Source organism: Novosphingobium sp. (assembly GCF_031417815.1).
Taxonomy (GTDB): domain Bacteria; phylum Pseudomonadota; class Alphaproteobacteria; order Sphingomonadales; family Sphingomonadaceae; genus Novosphingobium.
On the sequence record NZ_JANOWI010000017.1, the window covers coordinates 73,605 to 92,748 of the forward strand.

Below are 19,144 nucleotides of genomic sequence, written 5' to 3' on the forward strand. Positions count from 1 at the left end.
CAAGCAGGATCTAGCCGGGTCAGCCCCGCTGCGAGGAGCGTTCGCGATGAGTTCGAAGTCGGCACTGAGCAAGGCCCTGGCTGGGCATCTGGCGGATTCGCTGCTTCCCGGTGATCTGCCGTTCGCCGCCGGCGGGCTCGAGGCGGCGGCCGGTTTCGTTCTTGCCGCCGCGCAGCAGCGCGATCCCGGCCAGGGCAAGGTCATCATCGAATCGATTTCGGGCAGTACCAGCGAGCGCTTCATGCGCTTGGCGCTGATCAACGATGACATGCCGTTCCTGGTCGATTCGATTGCCTCAACCATTTCCGCGCACGGCCTGACGATCGACCGCCTGCTCCATCCGGTGATCGCGGTGCGCCGCGATGGCAGCGGCAAGCTGGCGGATGTGCCCGATGGCCAGGCCGCCGGTGAAAAGCGCGAATCGATGATCTATCTCGAGACGGACCGCGCCGATGCCCGGCTGCGGCGCAATCTCGAGACCGCGTTGTCGGCAACGCTCGCCGATGTGCGCGCCGCGGTGGCCGATTGGCCGCGGATGCAGGAAGCGATGGGCCAGGATGCCGATGCCCTGGCGGACGGCGAAGGCGCTGCGCTGATGCGCTGGTTCAAGGACGGGATGCTGACCCAGCTTGGCCACGTCACCCGCCAGCGCGATGGCAGCCAGTCGGACGCGCTGGGGATCTGCAAGAAAAGCGCCAAGGCGCTGCTTGCCCCGGCCAGTTATGACCGGGCCTTTGCCTGGTTCGATGGCGCGGGCAAGGGCGGCGGCCGGGTGCCGCTGATCATCAAGTCGAACCTGATCGCCAATGTCCACCGCCGGGTCCCGCTCGATCTGTTCCTGGTCCCGGTGATCGAAGGCAACAAGGTCACCGCGCTGTCGGTTCATGCCGGGGTCTGGACCAGCGCTGCGCTGTCCGCCTCGCCCGACCGGATCCCGCGGATGCGCGCGCAGCTGGCAGAATTGATGGCCAAGTTTGGCTTTGCGCCCAATGGCCACGCCGGCAAGGCGCTGGTCCATGCGCTGACCGCGCTGCCGCACGACTTGCTGATCGGGTTCTCCGACGCCGATCTGGAACGGATTGCGATGGCGATGATGAGCCTGGTCGATCGCCCGCGCCCGCGCCTCGCGCTGGTCCAGGCGCCGCTCAAGCGTCACCTGTTCGCGTTCGTCTGGCTGCCGCGCGATTCGCTCTCGACCGATGTGCGCCATGCTATCGCCGCGATGCTGAGCCACGCCGCGCAGGCCCCGGTGCTCGATTGGAGCCTGCAGGTCGAAGGCAGCAACCTGGCGATGATCCGCTTCGTGCTCGACGTGCGCGATGGGGTGCCCGCGCCCGATGAGGGTAAGCTCGACCTGCAATTGCAGACCATGGTGCGCGGCTGGACCGATGCGGTGGAAGCCGAAATCGCCGCCAGCGAGGATCCTTCGCGCGCTGCCGCGATCGCCGCGCGCTTTGCCGAAGCCTTCCCCCCGGCCTACCGCAGCGCTTATGGTGCGGTTGAGGCGGCGATCGATATCGCGCGCCTGCGCCGCCTCGCCGATGATGGCGAAGAAGGTCCGCGCCGCGGTGCCCGGCTGCGCTGCGCCGATGCGGTCGATCCGGGCGAACTGCGGCTCAAGCTGTATCAGCGCAGCGGCGCGATTGCCCTGTCAGACACGGTTCCCGCGCTCGAAAACTTCGGCTTCCGGGTAGTCGAGGACGTCCCCACCGATCTCGACGAGGGCCGGCTGGGCACGATCCACGATTTCGCATTGGGCGTGCCCGCCGGGCTCGATTGCCTCGCGCTGCTCGAACGCGCCGACGCGCTGGAAGCGGCGATTGCCAATGTCCTCAACGCCCATGCCGAAGACGATCCCTTCAACCGGCTGATCGTTGCCGCCGGGCTGTCGGCGGAAGAAGCGGGCTGGCTGCGCGCCTGGTATCGCTATCTGCGCCAGGCCGGGATGACCTATGGCATCCCCACCGTGGTCGATGCGTTGCAGCACGCGCCGATGGTTACGCGCGGGATCATCGATCTGTTCACCTGCCGCCACGATCCTCGGTTCAAGGGCGACCGGGCGAGGTGCGAAGCTGACGCGCAGACTGCGATCCGCGCGGGCCTGGCCAAAGTCAGCGCGATCAACGATGACCGCCTGCTGCGCCAGTATCGCGCGCTGGTTGAAGCCATGTTGCGCACCAATGCCTTTGCCCCTGCGGGCGAGGAAGCGCTGGCTTTCAAGCTCGATTCAGCGCTGGTTCCGGGCCTGCCCAAGCCGCTGCCGTGGCGTGAGATCTTCGTCTATTCGCGCCGGGTTGAAGGGATCCACTTGCGCGCGGGGCCGGTGGCGCGCGGCGGCCTTAGATGGTCCGACCGGCGCGACGATTTCCGCATTGAAGTGCTGGGCTTGATGAAAGCCCAGCGGGTCAAGAACGCGGTGATCGTGCCGACCGGTGCCAAGGGCGGGTTCTATCCCAAGCAGTTGCCCGATCCCGCGCGCGACCGCGATGGCTGGCTGATCGAGGGCAAGGAAAGCTACAAGCTGTTTATCCGCACGCTGCTTTCGATCACCGACAACATCGTGGGCGGCAAGGTGGTGCATCCGGGGTCGGTTGTCGTGCATGATGGCGCGGACCCCTATTTCGTGGTCGCCGCCGACAAGGGCACCGCGACCTTTTCCGATACTGCCAACGCGATTGCCGACGAGCGTGATTTCTGGCTCGACGATGCTTTCGCCAGCGGTGGCTCGAAGGGCTATGATCACAAGGCCATGGGCATCACCGCCAAGGGTGCCTGGCTATCGGTGCAGCGCCATTTCCGCGAAATGGGCGTCGATGTGCAAAGCGATCCGGTTCGCGCGGCGGGTTGCGGCGACATGTCGGGCGACGTGTTCGGCAATGGCATGCTGCTGTCGCAATCGATTCTGCTGGTCGCAGCGTTCGATCACCGCCACATTTTCCTCGATCCCCATCCCGATCCGGCGAAAAGCTGGGCCGAACGCGCGCGGATGTTCGCGCTGCCGCGCTCAAGCTGGGAGGATTACGACAAGAAGCTGATTTCAAAGGGCGGCGGGGTGTTTGCCCGCAGCCTCAAGGAAATCCCGCTCTCGCCGCAAGTGCGCGAGATGCTGGGGCTCCAGGTTGAAACGATCGATCCTGACAGCCTGATCACCGCGGTGCTCAAGGCCGAAATTGATCTATTGTGGTTCGGCGGGATCGGCACCTATGTGAAGGCGTCGAGCGAAAACAACGTCAATGTCGGCGATCCGGCCAACGATGCGCTGCGGATCGACGGAGCAGACTTGCGCGCCAAGGTGATCGGCGAGGGTGCCAACCTGGGCTGCACCCAGGCCGGGCGCATCGAATTTGCACTGCGTGACGGGCGGATCAACACCGACTTCATCGACAATTCGGCCGGGGTCGATTGTTCCGATAACGAGGTCAATATCAAGATCGCTTTGGCCAGTGCCAAGCGCGCCGGGCGGCTGACCGAGCCGGCGCGGGTCAAGCTGCTGATCGAAATGACCGATGACGTTGCCGAAATCGTGCTGGAGGATAACCGGCTGCAGGCCCTGGCACTGTCGATCGCGCAGGCCGGCGGGGCCAAATCGGTCCCGTCGCACCTGCACCTCATCGAGACGCTAGAAGCGCTGGGCCAGCTTGATCGCAAGACCGAAGGCCTGGCCGAAGCCGAAGTGCTGAGCCGCCGCGCCGCCGAAGGCCATGGGCTGGCCCGGCCCGAACTGGCGGTGCTGCTGTCCTGCGCCAAGCTGGCGCTGCAGGAAGCACTTGAAGATTCGCATCTGCCCGACGATCCGGGGCTGGCCGATGAATTGCTGGACAAGTTCCCGGTGCCGATGCGCGCCAGGTTCAAGGCCGATATCCTGGCCCACCAGCTGCGGCGCGAGATCATCGCCACCAAGCTGACCAACCGCATGGTCAACCGGATGGGCCTGATCCATCCCTACGAACTGGCGGAGGAAGAAGGGGCGACCCTGGCGCAGGTTACTGCGGCTTTTGTGGCGGCGGAAAAGCTGCTCGGCGTGCCAGCGGTGTGGCAAGCGATCGAAACCACGCCAATGCCGGAAAGCGCGCGGATCCTGTTGTTCGAGCGCGCGTCGTCAGCAGTGGCCGATCATATGGCCGACCTGCTGCGGATCGGCGCAGGCACGCTGCTGCCTTCGAAGCTGGTGGCCGAACTGGAAGGCGGGGTGCGCGAGCTGACCCGCGATCTCGATATCCTGCTGGCCAGCGAAGCGCGCACCCATTCGGCCCGGATGCAGGCCGAACTGGTCGGCGCGGGCGCACCCCCGGCCGAAGCGGCGATGGTGGTGCGGTTGTTCGATCTCGACGGGGTGATCGGGCTGGCGCGCCTCGCCCAGGAAAGCGGCGTGCCAACCCGGTCGCTGACCCTGGCCTTCACCGATCTGGGTGCGCGCCTCGGGCTTGACTGGGCGCAACAGATCGCCGCACGGATGAGCCCGTCGGATCCGTGGGAGCGCTTGCTGATCAACGGCCTGGCGCGCGATTTTCAGCAGATGCGGCTCGATTTCCTGCGCCGCAACACCGGCAAGAAGGGTGATGGGGCCAAGGCGGTGGAGCGCTGGGCGGACGAACAGGCTTCGGCCATCCGCCAGTTCCGCACCGTGATCGCCCGCGCGCAGAACACCATGACGGTGGCCCCGGCCATGCTCGCGCAGATCGCCAGCCAGGCGCGCAATCTGCTGGCACGGTAGATTGGTTCACGCGGAGGCGCAGAGAAGAAAGGGAGACGCAGAGACGTTGCGCTTTGCGGCGAAGCCGCCTTGTTCGGCAAAGTCAGGATTTAAGCGATGGCCGGTTTCAAAAGCACGGCCTGCGGCGCAATTCCTCTGAACCTCCCTTCCTTCTCCGCGTCTCTGCGTGAACCCCTATCCCTGTAGTTCCCCTAGCGCCCAGCTCGCCGCTTCAGCCACAACCGGATCGGGGTCACTGGTCAACGCTGCCACTGCCGGGATCAGCGCGCCATCTCCGCTGTTGCCGGCGGCGTAGAGACAATTGCGGACGAACCGATTGCGCCCGATCCGCTTGATCGGTGAGCCTGAGAACAGCGCGCGGAACCCCGCATCGTCAAGCGTCAGCAGCTCGGCCAGGCGCGGCGCGACCAGTTCGGCGCGCGGCACGAAGGCCTGCATCGCCTGCGCGGCGGAGGCAAACTTGTTCCACGGACAGACCGCCAGGCAATCGTCGCAGCCATAGATCCGGTTGCCCAGCGCCGTGCGGAATTCCAGCGGCACAGCGTCTTTGTGCTCGATCGTCAGGTACGAAATGCAGCGCCGCGCATCGAGCTGGTAGGGCGCGGGAAAGGCCTGCGTCGGACAGGCCACCTGGCAGGCGCTGCAGCTGCCGCAAAGGTCCTCGCCGGGCGTGTCGGGTTCGAAGCGCAGCGTGGTGTAAATCGCGCCCAGGAACAGCCAGCTGCCATGGCTCTGGCTGACCACATTGGTGTGCTTGCCCTGCCAGCCCAGCCCCGCCGCCTGCCCCAGCGGCTTTTCCATCACCGGTGCGGTATCGACGAACACCTTGACGTCGATCTCGCCCAGCCCCCTTGCCGCCGCTTCCGCCACCAGCCAGCGGGCCAGTGCCTTCAGCGCTTTTTTGACGGTGTCGTGGTAATCCTTGCCCTGGGCATAGACCGAGATCCGCGCGCGGTCCGGCTGTCCTTCCAGCGCCAGCGGATCACGGCCCGGAGCGTAACTCATGCCCAATGCGATCACGCTTTGCGCCGCACTCCACAGCCCTTGTGGGCTGCTTCGGTGGTGCAGGCGACTTTCCATCCATTCCATCGTGCCGTGGCAGCCTTCGCCCAACCATTCTTCGAGCCGGCGCGCAGCCAGCGGGTCTTCGGCTGCGGGCGCAATGCCGCACGCGGCAAAGCCCAGCCGCGCGGCCTCAGCCGCCAGATCGTGCTTTAGCGATGCGATTTCTGCGGCGTTAACCAAACTTCCTGTTGCTCCTGTTCACGCAGACTCCATAACGCCCCAGACCATGAAGCTAGGGGATTGGCAAATGCACGGCAACGCGGGCGAGGCAGCGGTACGGCCGCTGGCGATCGAGGCCCGCGGGCTGGTCAAGCGATTCGAGGGCTTTACTGCGGTCGACGGGGTCGATCTGACCGTGCCTGAAGGCGCGATCTACGGCATCCTTGGCCCCAACGGCGCGGGTAAAACCACCACGTTGCGGATGCTGCTGGGGATCATCGATCCCGACGAAGGCACCCGCCGCATCCTGGGGCATGACCGGCCGCACGAAGTGGCCCACACCATCGGTTACCTGCCCGAAGAACGCGGGCTCTATCCCTCGATGAAAGCCTATGAGGCAATTGCGTTCCTTGGCGCGCTGCGCGGGCTACCGCTGGCCGAAGGGCGCAAGCGCGGCAAGGAACTGCTTGAGGCGCATGGCCTTGGCTATGCGATCGACCGGCAGATCCGGCAATTGTCAAAAGGCATGGCACAGCAAGTGCAATTGCTCGGCACCCTGGTCCATCAGCCGCGGCTGGTGGTGTTCGATGAACCGTTTTCGGGGCTCGATGCGATCAACCAGGGCAAGCTGGAAAAGATGATGCGTGATCTGGCCGAACAGGGCACGACTGTGATCTTCTCAACCCATGTGATCGCCCACGCCGAACGGCTGTGTGATGAAGTGGCGATCATTGCCGGGGGCAAGGTGCCGTTCGCCGGGCCGGTTGACCTCGCGCGGGACCGGATCCGCCCGCAAGTGCGGTTGGAAACCCGCGCGCAGGACGGCAACTGGCGCAGGGCTTTGCCCGCCGGTGCCCGCCACGAAGGCAGCTTCTGGTATTTCAACTTGCCCGAAACCGGGATCGAGCCGTTGCTGCGTGCGCTGATCGAAGGCGAAGCGGGGATTCTTTCGCTGTCGATCGAACGCGCCGGGCTGCACGATGCCTTTGTCGCGATCGCCGGTGAAGCTGCGGCCCGCGCGCTCGAAGCCGACAAGGAAGAGGAGCAGCGCCGATGAGCCAGCACGGACGCCTTTCGACGCTGCAGGCCGCCATGGTGGTGGCGCGCCGCGATTTCCTCGCGATCCTGTGGTCGCGCAGTTTCATCTTCTTCCTGCTCGGCCCGCTGTTCACGCTGGGGATCGGCATGCTGGCGGGCGGCATCGGACAAAGCGTGCAGCAAAGCACCAGCCGCCCGGTTTTGGGGATTATCATGCCCGCCGCCGATGCCGATGCGCTGGTGGCCCGGGCCAAGGCGCTGGAAGGCAAGCTTGACGGGGTCGTACCCGAACTGGTCGTGCTCAAGCGGCTGAAGCCGGGCGAAACGGCCGATCCGCTGGCTGCGCTGCAAACCAGCAAGACCAATGTTGCCGCGGTGCTCTCGGGCGATCTTGGCAAACCGCTGCTGACCGGATCCGAAGGCTGGATCAACAACTGGCAGGGCCGCGTCGCGTTGCTGGCCGGGTCGGCGGCATCGGCCGATCCCGATGCCTATCCGGCCATCGCGTTGGCACCGATCAAGCGCACCGGGGTCGATCAGGCGCGCAGCCGGCTGGTAACCGCGCAGATCGGGCAGACCGTGCTGTTCATGCTGATGATGATCCTCGCCGGGATGGTGCTGTCCAATCTGGTCGAGGAAAAGGGCAACAAGATCATCGAAGTGCTGGCCGCGGCGATCCCGATGGACGCGGTGTTTCTGGGCAAGCTGTTTGCCATGCTGGGGGTGTCGTTCGTGGGCATTGCCGTGTGGTTCGGCGTGGGCACGCCGATGTGGCTGGCGACCGGCAACAGTCTGTCGAATTTCACCGCGCCCGCAGTTGGCTGGCCGATGTTCCTCGGTTTCGGGATTGTCTATTTTGCGATGGGCTACCTGGTGCTGGGCTCGCTGTTTCTGACCATCGGTTCGATGGCGAGCACGGTGCGCGAGGTGCAGACGCTGTCGATGCCGGTCACTATGCTGCAGCTGATCAACTTCTTCTTCGCCAACTTTGCGATGGCCAAGCCGGGAACCTGGCTGGAAATGCTGGCCATGGCGATCCCGTTCTCGTCGCCCTTCACGATGCTGGCGCGCGCCGCGCAATCGCCAGATCTGTGGCCGCACGCGCTGGCATTGCTGTGGCAGCTGATGTGGGTGGTGCTGCTGGTGCGCGGCGGGGCCTTGCTGTTCAAGCGGCGGGTGATGATGAGCGGGCCGAACACTGGCGGTGCGAAGAAGCGATGGTTGTTCCGCCGGGCCGCCGCCTGACGCCGCGATCCGGCAGTTCGCCGAGCCGCTATTGACATTTCGGTAAGTGCGGCGGGATAAGTCTTATCGCGCAACGTATCGGCTAAGCGATGCGGGCGTTGGAGAGATTCGCATGGCCAGCCAGGCAGCAAGCCCTGAAAAGTTCAAGTACCGCACCGCGCCGACGGTTACCGAGGCGTTCGATGCCTGGCTTAAAGATCACGCGCCCGAACTGCCCAAACATACCGATCCGCGCGACGTGTCGCGCTCTGACATCTATGCCGAAGACCGCTGGCAGCCGATCTTTGCCGAGATGCGCGCCAATGCTCCGGTCAACAAAGTCACCGGCACGCCCTATGGCGATTACTGGAACGTCACCACGGTCAAGGCGATCCAGCACGTCGAATCGCTGCCTGAACTCTATTCCTCGTCGTGGGACAAGGGCGGGATCACGATCGCCGATCCGCCGGCCGATATCGATCCCGAGCGGCTGGCTGAGCGCCGCCTGCCGATGTTCATCGCGATGGACCGGCCCGATCATACCGGCCAGCGCCGCACAGTCGCTCCGGCGTTTACCCCCGCCGAAATCGAGTATCTCTCGGCCGAAGTGCGGATGCGCACTGCCGCCACGCTCGATGCGCTGCCGTGGGGCGAACAGTTTGACTGGGTTGACAAGGTCTCGATCGAGCTGACGACGGGCATGCTGGCGATCCTGTTCGGGTTTCCGTGGGAAGACCGCCGCCTGCTGACCTTCTGGTCCGACTGGGCCGGCGGCACCGAACTGGCCTTCGCCAGGGAACTGCAAGACACCCGCTGGGAAGTGTTCGGCGAAATGGCGCAGTATTTCAAGACGCTGTGGATCGACCGGATGGGCAAGGAACCCAGCCGCGATCTGATCTCGATGATGATCCATTCCGATGCGATGAAGGACATGAGCCCGCAGGAATTCATGGGCAACCTGATCCTGCTGATCGTTGGCGGCAACGATACCACCCGCAACACCATGTCGGGGATCATCCAAGGGCTCGACTGCTTCCCCGATCAGCGTGCGCTGTTCGAAAGCGATCCTTCGATCATTCCTAATGCGGTGCAGGAATGCATCCGCTTTCAGACCCCGCTGGCGCACATGCGCCGCACCGCCACCGCCGATGCCGATCTGTTCGGCCACCAGATCAAGAAGGGCGACAAGTTGATCTTGTGGTACATCTCGGCCAACCGCGATGAAGAGGTGTTTGAACAGCCCGACCAGCTGATCCTGACCAGAGAGAACGCGCGGCGCAACGTGGCGTTCGGTTATGGCATCCACCGCTGCGTCGGCGCACGGCTGGCCGAACTGCAGCTCAAGATCCTGATGGAAGAAATGCACAAACGCCGGATGCGGGTGAAAGTCACCGGCAAGGTCGAGCGCGTCCGCGCCAATTTCGTCCACGGCTTCCGCACGCTCGAAACCACGCTCGAGAAGTTCTGATCACCCGGCTGAAACCTTTTGCCCGATCACGCCGTATAGCCCAGTATGGCGGAGCCAAACCCGGCGAAAGGAACTTGGCATGAAGGCAGGAACATTTGATCGGCGCGGAATGCTGAGCTGGCTGGGGGGCAGTGCAGCCACTGTGGCGCTGGCAGCTTGCGGATCGGCGGCCAAGGCCAAGAGCTATCCGGTTCAGTTCAGCGATGCAGAATGGAAGAAGCGGCTAACCGCCGAACAGTATTACATCCTGCGTAAGAAAGGCACCGAACCGCCGTTTACATCGGTGCTGCTGAAGGAACACCGCACGGGCACGTTCCTGTGTGCAGCAGATGGCAATCCGCTGTTTTCAAGCAGCACCAAATATGACAGCCGCACCGGCTGGCCCAGCTTCTGGCAGCCCATACCCAACGCGGTGGCTTATTCGACCGATTTCGAGACCGGCCTTCCGCGCAAGGAAGTGCACTGCGCGCGCTGCGGCGGGCATCTGGGGCATGTGTTCAACGATGGGCCCAAGCCGACCGGCAAGCGCTTTTGCATGAACGGCGATGCGCTGACCTTCAAGGCCGCTTAGTCTTCGGCACGACACGGAAGACCTTGAGCGCGCCGGGCTGACCCAGTTCGACCGGTTCAAGCCATACCGGCGCGCGCCCCTGCTGGATCTGCGCCATCAGGCCGCCGGGCCCATCCTGCGCGTAATTGTTCGGCTCGGTCAGCCCGGCACAGATCACCACCAGCCCGGCGCCGTGACCCTCAATAGTCGCGCGCGCTTTGGCCTCGGGCGAAAGGAACGCCAGGATCACGTCGCGGATCGCCAGATTGGCGCGGTGATGGTTGCTGGCCACCACCGCATGGTGAGTCAATGACAGGATCGTCGGCGATATATCGAGCGGGGCAAAGATCGTCTGCGCGGGCAGCGTGTTCAGCAGCGCCGCCGCACCGGGCAGGCCGCAATCGGCATCCTTGCCATCAACCCTGGCACCAGGTTTGGCGGACGACTTCTCAGCCGATTCGGGCCACAGCGTCAGCACGCCGAACAGCGCGATCACCGCGGCGATGGTCAGATAGCGCCTGGGCAGTTCGCCGCGCGCAGAAGCGGTCCGGTCATACTGCGCCCAGGCCATGATCCGGCTGAGCAGCCAGCCCAGCCCGACAGCGCCCAGCGCCCCGGCAAAGGCGACCGAGCGCCAGACCATCGCGCCGGTCAGCAGCGCGGCCACGAACAACAGCAGGTATTCGTTCCAGAACCGGCGTGCCTTGGCATCTGCGCTGCGGCGGATGGCTAGCAATCCGGCGAGGGCGGCAAGGACCGGCAGTCCGGAAACAGAGGCAAGCAGCAACCCCTGGTGCCACACCGGGTTGCCTTCCGCGATATTACCATACCAATACTTCATCACCAGCGGATCGAGCGCGCCGAATGGTGCGCCGAGGCAGGCGGGTGCCATGCTTGCGAATACCGCACCGCCGGCCGCGCCGCTCAAGGCGAGGGCAGCCAGCACGAAGCCGGTCCGGGCCGGGCCAAAGCGCGCCGCCAGCGCGATCCCGGTGGCGGCGATCAGGAAAAAGGCGATATGCGCCGGGGCGATCGCATCGCACCACGCAAAGGTCGCCGAAGGTCCGCGCGTGGCGAGAAACAGCACTTCGAGCCCGGTGGCCAGCGCGGCCATGAACCAGACGATGCGCTGGTCCGCCGCGGGCCGCTGCAGCCAGCCCCAGGCGAGGATCGCGCCATAGGCGGCCGCAATCGGCAGCGCTTCGATCGAAATTGACAACGAAACGGCAAAAGCCGCGCCCGCCAGCAGCGCGGCGCGATGAGCACGGCGGGCAATCACCGGGCTGGCCGCAGCCAGCATTACGCAGGCGATCTGCCAGCCGTGGTGATCGATCCGCAACGGATTGAGCTGCGCCAGCGTGGCCGGGACCAGCGCCGCACAGACCCCGGCCATCACCGCCAGTTCGCGTTCGAAGAACTGCGCGGCGATCCGCATCGCCAGCGCCATCACGCAGCCCAGCGTCACCATCGGCACCAGCACCAGCGCCGCCGTTTCAGCGCCAGGGCTGCCCAGCAGCGGGGTGAGCAGCGCGATCACCAGGGCAAGCGGCGCATCGACGATCCGCGACCAGTGCATCGGCGTGCCATACGGCGGGTTCAGGCGGTGCTGGGCAAGGTCGAACCAGCCCTGCCCGCCGACCAGATCGCGCACTTCGACCAGCCGCATGAAATCGTCAGGATCGAAGAAATCGCGCGTCGCGATGCGGCTGAGCGAGGTCAGCACCAGCAGCCCGGCGACCCCCAGCCAGGTCAGGAAGAAGGCCTTCCATGGCATCGCACCGGCTGCTTTACCCACTGCCTGCGGCACGGTGTCTCCCCCCATGGTCATTTGACCCGATAGACTCTGAGACTGCCAGTGCTCAACTGTGCGATCGGTTCAAGCCAAGGAACCGGCTGGTCGGCATAGATCCGGTCGGCCAAGGTGTCGGGCCCCATGTTGGCAAAACCGGCAAGATCGGCCGAGCCTTTGCAGGCGATGAGATATTGGGCGCGGTTGGCGGTGATAATCGCCCGGGCTTGATCGATCGGCCCGCCGAATGCGAGGATAACATCACGCAGGCGGGCGTAGTTGCGATGGTAGCCCGCGGCGACCGCGGTGTGCCGGGTCCGAACCAGCAATTCGGGCGTGATATCGAGATTGGCGAACATATGCGCGGGCGCCAGCGCGGCCAGCGCGGCCAGCGGGGCCAGATCACACGGCTGCGCGGCGGCCAGCCCGGCGTGCCGCACCGACGAATGGGTAACGCGCGGGTCAAGCGGTTTGGCCAGCGCGCCGACGAAGGCCGGGGTCAGGCCGGCAATCGCCAGGATTGTCGCGACGATCCGCAGCGGCACCTGTTGCAGCGCCCGGGCGCGCGGCAACAGCTGCGCCACCATGACACCGGCAAAGGGCAGCGCTAGAAGCTGGGCAATGATCCCGCCGCGCATGATCAGCAGGGCAATCGCCGAGGCCCCCAGTGCCAGTGCCCCTAGCGTTGTCCAGGCGGCACGCGCGCCCGGATCGGCACTGACCTTCAGCGCCTGGCGCAGCCCCAGCGCGATCAGCACGGGCAAGGCCAGCAACATGGCGGCGGCCGAGGGGCTCTGCTGCCAGATCGGCGCGGATTCGCGCAGGTACGCCTGCCAGTTGCTGCGCACCAGCGGCTCAACCATCGCCATCGGCGCGACCGCACAGACCCCAAGCGGCAGGATCAGCGACGGCGCAGCCAGCAGCGGGATCGGCACCAGCGCCAGCAAACGCCCCGCCTTGCCCTGCTGCCCGGGCATCGCGCGCAGCGCCGCAGCGGCCATCAGGGCAGCGGCGAAGGCCATGATATGCGGCCAGGAAACCATGTCGCAGCGCGCAATTGTATATCCGCCCGGCGGGATCAGCGCGGCGAGCAAAATCATTGCGCCGAGCGTCAGTCCAAACAGGAAGCCTTCGATCGCGCGGCTGGCCTGCTGCCAATAGCGCCAGGCATAGACCGCACCGATCACGGCCAGCATCGCTACGCCCTCCAGCGAAATGAACAGCCATGCCGCGGTGATCGCCCCGCCAAGCGCCGCGGCGCGCCAGGTGCCGCGCAGCACCAGCAGCACGGCGGCCAGCGCGGCCAGCGCCTGCCAGCCGTGGTGGTCAATCCGCATCGGCATCAGGTTGGTCGACAACAGCGGAAACAGCGGGATCAACAGCAAGGCCCACAGCTGCGCAACCGGTTCAAGCCGCAGTTCGCGCATCAACTGGCGCAGGAGCCACATGGCCAGCGCCAACTGCCCGAGCGGCACCGCGATCATCGCTGCGGTTTCAGCCCAGAGCGGCGCGAGGAACAGGCGGAACAGCGCAAGCGCCGCTGCAATCGGCAGGTCGACCAGCCGCACCCAGTGCATGTCGGCCCCGGACGGGGGATCGAGCCGGTATTGATGGCTGTCGAACCAGCCCTGCCCATCCAGCAGCGCGCGCACCTGCAGCAGGCGCATATAATCATCGGGATCCTGCGCGCTGTGGCTGGCAATCATTGGCAGCGCGGCCAGGGTCAATATAGCAGCGACAAGCATCCAGACCAGCCATGGCGAAAATGCACTTGCTGCAGTAGGGCCTTTCGGATCGGGCATGGCGGCGGGGTTCAGCTCAGCGCCTTGAGCACGCGGATCACGCCCATCCTGGTGGCCTGGCGGTGCGCCGACACATCCTTGCGCGCGGCGATTTCCTGGCGGTTGTGGTGGTAATAGCGATAAGCCTTGAGCATCATTTCGCCGTTGGTCAGGGTGGGCTTCCAGTCCAGCACGCGCTTGATCGCGCTGGTATCGAACACGAACGAACTGGCAATCATCCGGTAGTGATAGGGCCCCAGCGGCGAGATGCGCAGCACATGCGCCAGCTTCATCGTCCAGATCATCGGCGCTTTGGGCAAGGGCAGCAGCCTTGATTTGCTGCCCGCCCCGTCGATCACCTGCTGGAAGCAGCCGGCCATGGTGGGGACATCGTCAGAGCCGATCCCGAAGGTGTGGCTGCCCTGGCACTGCGCGGCCTTCAACATCGCATCGATCAGATCGGCGGCATAGATGAATTGATAGCGGTTCTGGCCTTTGCCGACGAGCACCACGCGGTTGCCATCGGCGATGAATTCAAACAGGATCGCAAGCAGGCCGAGCCGGCCTTCGTCGATGATCGTCGGGCAACGGATTGCGACCGTTTCAAAGCGGTTGCCGAATCCGGCGAGAATGCGTTCGCCTTCCAGCTTGCTCGCCCCATAAGGTTCGCACGGGGCCGGTGCTTCGGCCTCGCTCACTGGATCGTCGAAACCGTGACCCCACAGGCAATTGCTGGACAGATAGACCAGCTTGGCAACCCCGGCATCTGCAGTCGCTTCAGCCAGAACCCGGGTGCCATGCGCGTTGTGGCTCATCAGCTCGGCCTGGGTAATTGAACCATGGGCCAACAGCGCGGCACAGTGGAATACGGCGTCGGGTCTGGACCGGGAATAGATCGCATCGAGCGCCGCGCGATCACGAATGTCGCCAACCACCGCATGAAGCCGCGAATGCGTCAGCGCCACGGGCAGCAAGTCGATGCTGGTGACGGCGTGGCCATCCTCCAGCAGTTTCGATACCAACAGCGTGCCAAGAAAGCCCGCACCGCCGGTAACCAGATAGTGTGCCATCAAAGCCCCCGCTTGGATCCGTGTCAGGCCGCGGCCTGGCCTGCGGTAAAGACGTAGTGCTTGCGCACGAAATAGTTGAGCACGAAGCTGACCCCGATCGCCAGGCCCTTGGACAGGCGCACATCGGCCCCGATCAGATCAGCCCCCGAAACGATCACGGTGGTTGCCGCCAGCCCGCCCCAGGTGGTGAACAGAAACAGCGCCTTCTGCCGGGTGCGGGCCGGACCCGCCTCATGCGTGCCCTTTTCAAACACCGAACGGCTGAGCAGGAACCAGTTGACCACCATCCCCAGCATATAGCTGAGTGCGGCGCACAATCCGGCCGGCAGTGCGGTGTTCAAAAGCAGCAGGAACCCGCCCATGTCCACTGCCAGTGCACCCGCCGATGCGGCGAAATAGCGCAGGAACTGGATGCTGAGCAGTTGCTTGAGCAGCCGTTCCATTGTCATAGCCCCCCAGCCCCGCAAGATCAGGCTGCGTCGCGCTTGGCGGCTTCGCTCACGCGGGTCGGAACCGCGCGCACCGAGGCCAGCGCTGCGGCCTGGTCTTCGCTCAGGTCGACCCGGGCCGCGGCAGGGATCGCCTTCTCGGCACCTTCATCGCCCGCCTCGTGATATTCGGCATCCTCGTTAACGCACCAGATGTCATAGATCCGGGTTCCGGCTTTGATGTTTTCAACCGAAAGCATCGCGGTCATCATCGCGTGATCCTGGTTGTTGTAGCGGTGCATGCCGTTGCGGCCGACCAGGTGCAGGGTGTCGTACTGGCCTTCCAGTTCCCCGCGCATCGCCGCAACATGGCTGGCATAATCTTCATCGTAGACCGGATAGGCCTTTTCCTGACGCACCACCGCCCCGCCGATCACCTGTTCGGCCGAAACCAGCCCAAGCGTGGCCATTTCGCGGGTGGCGAGTTCGACCAGGTCATCGTCGCTCATCGACCACAGGCCATCGCCTTCGAAGCAGAAGTATTCGAGGCCGACACAGGCCACCCCCTCGTCGGGAACCATTTCGGGCGACCACGAACGGAAGTTCTGGATCCGGCCGACCTTGACCTTGCTGTCGTGGATATAGATCCAGTTGTCGGGGAACATGTCCTCATCGGCGCGGATCTTGAGCGCGACGGTGAGGAAATCGCGATAGCGCAGCGCCTGCGCGTTGAGCGTGGTCTGGGGCAGCGGATGGAGCCGTGCCGCCAGTTCGCGCATCGGCGCGGAACTGATCGCGTGTTTGGCCGCAATCACCGTCTCGCCGCCGCCGTGGCTGGCCGTCATGCGCCAGCCGCCCTGGCCATCGCTGGCGAGCTGTTTGAGCGCGTGGCCCATCAAGACTTCGCCCTTGCCGGTCGCCACGATCTTGTCGCGTGCGGCGTCCCACATCATGCCGGGGCCCTGGCGCGGATAGCGGAAGGTTTCGAGCAGGGTTTTGACTTCCTGCCCGTCGTTGGGCCGCTTGTTGAGGCCAAGGCTGCGCTTCAGCCCATCGACCACCGCGCTCCACAGTGAAAGGCCCTTGATCCGCTGCGCGGCCCAATCGGCGCTCATCTCGTCGCAGGGCATGCCCCAGACCTTCTCGGTGTAGGTCTTGAAGAAGATCGAATAGAGCTTCCAGCCGAACTGGTTGACGGTCCAGTCTTCGAAGCTCTTCACATTCTTGTTCGGGAAGGCCTTGGCCTTGGCAAAGCTCATCATGCACAGCGTGCTGCGGATGATGCCGAGGTTCCATAGCGCTTCGAACGCGCGCAGCGGATAGGAGTAGAATTTGCCTTCGTAGTAGATCCGGCTCATCCGCGGACGCTGGATGAAGTCGTCGGGCAGGATTTCGTTCCACAGGTCGACCACCGCCGCGCTCTTCGAAAAAAACCGGTGACCGCCGATATCGAAGCGGTAGCCTTCGTGTTCCACCGTGCGGCTGATCCCACCGACGTAGGTTTCATCTTTCTCGATGACCGCGACCGAATAGCCTTCCTTGGTCAGCAGATAGCCCGCGGTCAGGCCGGCCGGGCCGGCACCGATAATGGCGACATCGACAGTGACAACATTGGACCGCGCGTTGTTCGATCCGATAACAGACTGGCTCATGAAATGCCCCGTTTGAAGTGTGGAGCCAGAAGTGAAGGAAATTGCCTAATCAGTGGTTAACGCGGGCTGCGCCGATTACAGGACCCGGCACAAAATTGGCCGCTTGCAGGCGGTGAGCGATCCGCGCCAGTGCATCGAGCCGGAAGCTTTGCTGGAAAACCAGCCCATAGCGCTCGCCGCGCCGCCAGCGCACCCGCGCCTCGATCGGACCCAGCCCATCCGCCTCGATCTCGACCAGTTGGCCGACGGACAGGCGCGATTGGCACAGCACCGCGCTGCCATGCTGCGAAAGGTCGCACATCACCGCAGGCACGGCGGGGCCCTTGCCATGCAGCCTGACCGGCCACCCGCCGCGCAGACCGAGGCGAATGGCGCGTTTGGGAAAGGGTCCGGCTTCTTCGAGGAACTGTTCGATATCGACCGGCGAATCAGTGAATTGCAGCCCCGCTTCTTCACCTTGCTGCCAGGCGGGATCGAGCCGGTAGCGTTCGCCGCCCGAAAGTTCGATCTCGCAGGCGCTGTCCAGCGCCAGTGGGTGGAACAGGCGGACTTTCAGGCCGCCGCTGGAAACGTCGCGCAGCACGCACAGGAATTCCCCGGCTGCAGTGACCAGCTTGCCCGATCGCAGGATCAGGGTGAAGCGCTGATCGGCGCGCTGATCGGGCGGCGGTTCATCCATTTGCGGATCGGAGTTCCGGCAAGCCATGGGGTCCTTTCACGCCGCGCCGGATTGATGCGCGCCGCTGCCTCGCTGCACTGGGGCGCGCGTGACAAAGGGCGGGTCAAAGTTGGTCTAGGGGAATCTGCCTGGGCAGGTGGTGCGGACGGTGGGACTCGAACCCACACGAGCAAGGCTCAGGGGATTTTAAGTCCCCGGCGTCTACCATTCCGCCACGTCCGCGTTGCAACCGCCTTTAGGGAAGAGTGCTGCCGGTAGCCAGCCCTGCAGTACCCGGTCCGCCGGATCAGCCGCTTTCCGGTGCGGGGACTTCGCCCGGCAGGATTGCGATCACATCGAAGCGTTCGCACCACAGCAGCATGTCGGGGGTGAAGCCGCCGTTCCTGGTGAAATAGCCCTGGTGAGCAGCGCGCCAATAGCCGAGCGAGAGATCGCCTTCGCCTTCGGCTGCCGCAAAATCCGCATCAACTTGATCGAAGTGCTGTTGGCTGAGCGCCACTGTCTCGAGCACGGCACGCGGGCGGCCTTGCCCGTCCTGGGCTACCCAGCGGCCCGCGACGACAGTGCCCTTCACGCCTTCCGCTGCGCTCCAGCAGGTGGCGTGCTTTTTGCCGATCAGGATCAGATCCAGCAGTTCGTCGGCAAGGTCCGGGCCATCGCCGAACGGAAAGCGCGCAAGCGCCTGCCAATCGGGGAACGCACCTGGCATCTAGTCAGTGTTGAGCTTGGCGCGCATTTCCTTGCCGGGCTTGAAATAGGGCACTTTCTTGCCCGGCACCGCAACGGTTTCGCCGGTGCGGGGGTTGCGGCCGGTGCGGGCATCGCGGCCGCGCGTGGAAAAAGCGCCAAAGCCGCGCAGTTCAACCCGGCCGCCATTGGCCAGCCGCGCGGTTATCTCATCGAAAAAGGTGCCGACGATTTTTTCGATTTCTTCCATGCGCAGCCCGGGATTTTCACGGGAAAGCGCCGCCAGCAGTTCGGATCTAATCATTACACGCCTTTCACCGGAGCCTAAAGCAGGACCCGTTGGGTTTGGTAAAAGAGCGCGGCGCAGCTTCCGACCCGGTGCAAGCAGCACTGCACGAACACGGTAATGCCACCACCAGCAAGGCGAAGCAATCGGGGAATTTCATCTGAGGTTAATAAGTGTTAAGTCTCGGATCAGGATTTTTCGGCCAGCAAATCTGCGGGCGCGATGCCCAAGCGATCGATCCGGCGGCGAAGTGCCGGCCATTCGCGGGTCAGGAAGACCTCCCGCTCGCTGTTCCGCAGCTTTTCGGCCGCACCGCGCGCCACGAACATGCCGACCCCGCGCTGCACTTCGACCAGCCCATCGAGCTGGAACTGCTGGTAAGCCTTGGCCACGGTCAGCGGATTGGCACCTTGCTGCGCGGCGAAGGCGCGCACCGATGGCAGCATCGCCCCTTCGCCATAGGTGCCGTCAATAATCGCGGCGGCGATCAGATCGCGCAATTTGAGGTAAACCGGCTTGCTGCTATCGGGCATGGTGCATCAGTGCCATAATAC

Annotated in this window: 15 protein-coding genes and 1 tRNA gene; 5 read left to right on the plus strand and 11 right to left on the minus strand. The window is 64.6% G+C overall.

The genetic code is table 11. The annotated features are described in order from the left end of the window. The first annotated feature begins 46 nt into the window (after nt 1-46). A complete protein-coding gene (locus RMN99_RS04435) occupies nt 47-4,714 on the plus strand; it encodes an NAD-glutamate dehydrogenase domain-containing protein (RefSeq protein ID WP_309622086.1) in 4,668 nt (1,555 codons plus the stop codon). 174 nt (nt 4,715-4,888) lie between these two features. On the opposite strand, the gene queG is transcribed toward RMN99_RS04435, so the two are convergent. Beyond that, a complete protein-coding gene (gene queG, locus RMN99_RS04440; RefSeq protein ID WP_309622087.1) occupies nt 4,889-5,959 on the minus strand; it encodes a tRNA epoxyqueuosine(34) reductase QueG in 1,071 nt (356 codons plus the stop codon). 67 nt (nt 5,960-6,026) lie between these two features. On the opposite strand from queG, the gene RMN99_RS04445 reads away from it, so the two are divergent. From RMN99_RS04445 to msrB, 4 genes are all read left to right on the plus strand, one after another. Next, nucleotides 6,027-6,995, plus strand: a complete 969-nt coding sequence (locus tag RMN99_RS04445; protein WP_309622088.1) for an ATP-binding cassette domain-containing protein — start codon at nt 6,027-6,029, stop codon at nt 6,993-6,995. Beyond that, the gene (locus RMN99_RS04450; RefSeq protein ID WP_309622089.1) at nt 6,992-8,221 is read left to right on the plus strand and encodes an ABC transporter permease; all 1,230 of its coding nucleotides are present in this window, start codon (nt 6,992-6,994) and stop codon (nt 8,219-8,221) included. The genes RMN99_RS04445 and RMN99_RS04450 overlap by 4 nt, the downstream gene beginning before the upstream one ends. Before the next feature lie 112 nt (nt 8,222-8,333). Beyond that, the gene (locus RMN99_RS04455) at nt 8,334-9,668 is read left to right on the plus strand and encodes a cytochrome P450 (protein WP_309622090.1); all 1,335 of its coding nucleotides are present in this window, start codon (nt 8,334-8,336) and stop codon (nt 9,666-9,668) included. A gap of 79 nt (nt 9,669-9,747) precedes the next feature. Then, nucleotides 9,748-10,239: a peptide-methionine (R)-S-oxide reductase MsrB gene (gene msrB, locus RMN99_RS04460; protein ID WP_309622091.1), complete on the plus strand. Its 492-nt coding sequence runs from the start codon at nt 9,748-9,750 to the stop codon at nt 10,237-10,239. Here the strand turns inward: msrB and RMN99_RS04465 are convergent. The 10 genes from RMN99_RS04465 to RMN99_RS04510 all read right to left on the minus strand — a co-directional run bounded on the left by RMN99_RS04465 (nt 10,226) and on the right by RMN99_RS04510 (nt 19,123). Continuing rightward, on the minus strand, nt 10,226-12,046 hold the full coding sequence (locus RMN99_RS04465; RefSeq protein ID WP_309622092.1) for a hypothetical protein: 1,821 nt from the start codon (nt 12,044-12,046) through the stop codon (nt 10,226-10,228). The two genes, msrB and RMN99_RS04465, sit on opposite strands and share 14 nt — an antisense overlap. Continuing rightward, entirely contained in the window at nt 12,043-13,752 is a 1,710-nt protein-coding gene (locus RMN99_RS04470) for a hypothetical protein (protein WP_309622093.1), read from the minus strand. Before RMN99_RS04470 ends, RMN99_RS04465 begins: the two co-directional genes overlap by 4 nt. A gap of 68 nt (nt 13,753-13,820) precedes the next feature. Beyond that, entirely contained in the window at nt 13,821-14,858 is a 1,038-nt protein-coding gene (locus RMN99_RS04475) for an NAD(P)-dependent oxidoreductase (protein WP_309622094.1), read from the minus strand. 23 nt (nt 14,859-14,881) lie between these two features. Beyond that, nucleotides 14,882-15,307, minus strand: a complete 426-nt coding sequence (locus tag RMN99_RS04480; protein WP_309622095.1) for a GtrA family protein — start codon at nt 15,305-15,307, stop codon at nt 14,882-14,884. 20 nt (nt 15,308-15,327) lie between these two features. Continuing rightward, nucleotides 15,328-16,938 (minus strand): NAD(P)/FAD-dependent oxidoreductase, encoded by a 1,611-nt coding sequence (locus RMN99_RS04485; RefSeq protein WP_309622096.1) that lies wholly within the window; start codon nt 16,936-16,938, stop codon nt 15,328-15,330. 49 nt (nt 16,939-16,987) lie between these two features. Next, complete coding sequence (locus tag RMN99_RS04490) at nt 16,988-17,617, minus strand: PilZ domain-containing protein (RefSeq protein WP_309622097.1); 630 nt, start codon at nt 17,615-17,617, stop codon at nt 16,988-16,990. Nucleotides 17,618-17,754: 137 nt separating this feature from the next. Continuing rightward, nucleotides 17,755-17,839, minus strand: a tRNA-Leu gene (locus tag RMN99_RS04495). A gap of 64 nt (nt 17,840-17,903) precedes the next feature. Beyond that, nucleotides 17,904-18,326: an ASCH domain-containing protein gene (locus RMN99_RS04500; RefSeq protein ID WP_309622098.1), complete on the minus strand. Its 423-nt coding sequence runs from the start codon at nt 18,324-18,326 to the stop codon at nt 17,904-17,906. Continuing rightward, nucleotides 18,327-18,608 (minus strand): integration host factor subunit beta, encoded by a 282-nt coding sequence (locus RMN99_RS04505; RefSeq protein ID WP_309622099.1) that lies wholly within the window; start codon nt 18,606-18,608, stop codon nt 18,327-18,329. It lies immediately after the preceding gene. A gap of 170 nt (nt 18,609-18,778) precedes the next feature. Next, nucleotides 18,779-19,123: a GntR family transcriptional regulator gene (locus RMN99_RS04510; RefSeq protein ID WP_309622100.1), complete on the minus strand. Its 345-nt coding sequence runs from the start codon at nt 19,121-19,123 to the stop codon at nt 18,779-18,781. Nucleotides 19,124-19,144 lie beyond the last annotated feature (21 nt).

What these genes read in the sequence shown, in the direction of transcription:
- RMN99_RS04435 (WP_309622086.1), top strand. Translation starts at nt 47, where the DNA reads ATGAGTTCGAAGTCGGCACTGAGCAAGGCCCTGGCTGGGCATCTGGCG.
- RMN99_RS04445 (WP_309622088.1), top strand. Translation starts at nt 6,027, where the DNA reads ATGCACGGCAACGCGGGCGAGGCAGCGGTACGGCCGCTGGCGATCGAG.
- RMN99_RS04450 (WP_309622089.1), top strand. Translation starts at nt 6,992, where the DNA reads ATGAGCCAGCACGGACGCCTTTCGACGCTGCAGGCCGCCATGGTGGTG.
- RMN99_RS04455 (WP_309622090.1), top strand. Translation starts at nt 8,334, where the DNA reads ATGGCCAGCCAGGCAGCAAGCCCTGAAAAGTTCAAGTACCGCACCGCG.
- msrB (WP_309622091.1), top strand. Translation starts at nt 9,748, where the DNA reads ATGAAGGCAGGAACATTTGATCGGCGCGGAATGCTGAGCTGGCTGGGG.
- RMN99_RS04465 (WP_309622092.1), bottom strand. Translation starts at nt 12,046, where the DNA reads ATGACCATGGGGGGAGACACCGTGCCGCAGGCAGTGGGTAAAGCAGCC.
- RMN99_RS04470 (WP_309622093.1), bottom strand. Translation starts at nt 13,752, where the DNA reads ATGCTTGTCGCTGCTATATTGACCCTGGCCGCGCTGCCAATGATTGCC.
- RMN99_RS04475 (WP_309622094.1), bottom strand. Translation starts at nt 14,858, where the DNA reads ATGGCACACTATCTGGTTACCGGCGGTGCGGGCTTTCTTGGCACGCTG.
- RMN99_RS04480 (WP_309622095.1), bottom strand. Translation starts at nt 15,307, where the DNA reads ATGACAATGGAACGGCTGCTCAAGCAACTGCTCAGCATCCAGTTCCTG.
- RMN99_RS04485 (WP_309622096.1), bottom strand. Translation starts at nt 16,938, where the DNA reads ATGAGCCAGTCTGTTATCGGATCGAACAACGCGCGGTCCAATGTTGTC.
- RMN99_RS04490 (WP_309622097.1), bottom strand. Translation starts at nt 17,617, where the DNA reads ATGGATGAACCGCCGCCCGATCAGCGCGCCGATCAGCGCTTCACCCTG.
- RMN99_RS04500 (WP_309622098.1), bottom strand. Translation starts at nt 18,326, where the DNA reads ATGCCAGGTGCGTTCCCCGATTGGCAGGCGCTTGCGCGCTTTCCGTTC.
- RMN99_RS04505 (WP_309622099.1), bottom strand. Translation starts at nt 18,608, where the DNA reads ATGATTAGATCCGAACTGCTGGCGGCGCTTTCCCGTGAAAATCCCGGG.
- RMN99_RS04510 (WP_309622100.1), bottom strand. Translation starts at nt 19,123, where the DNA reads ATGCCCGATAGCAGCAAGCCGGTTTACCTCAAATTGCGCGATCTGATC.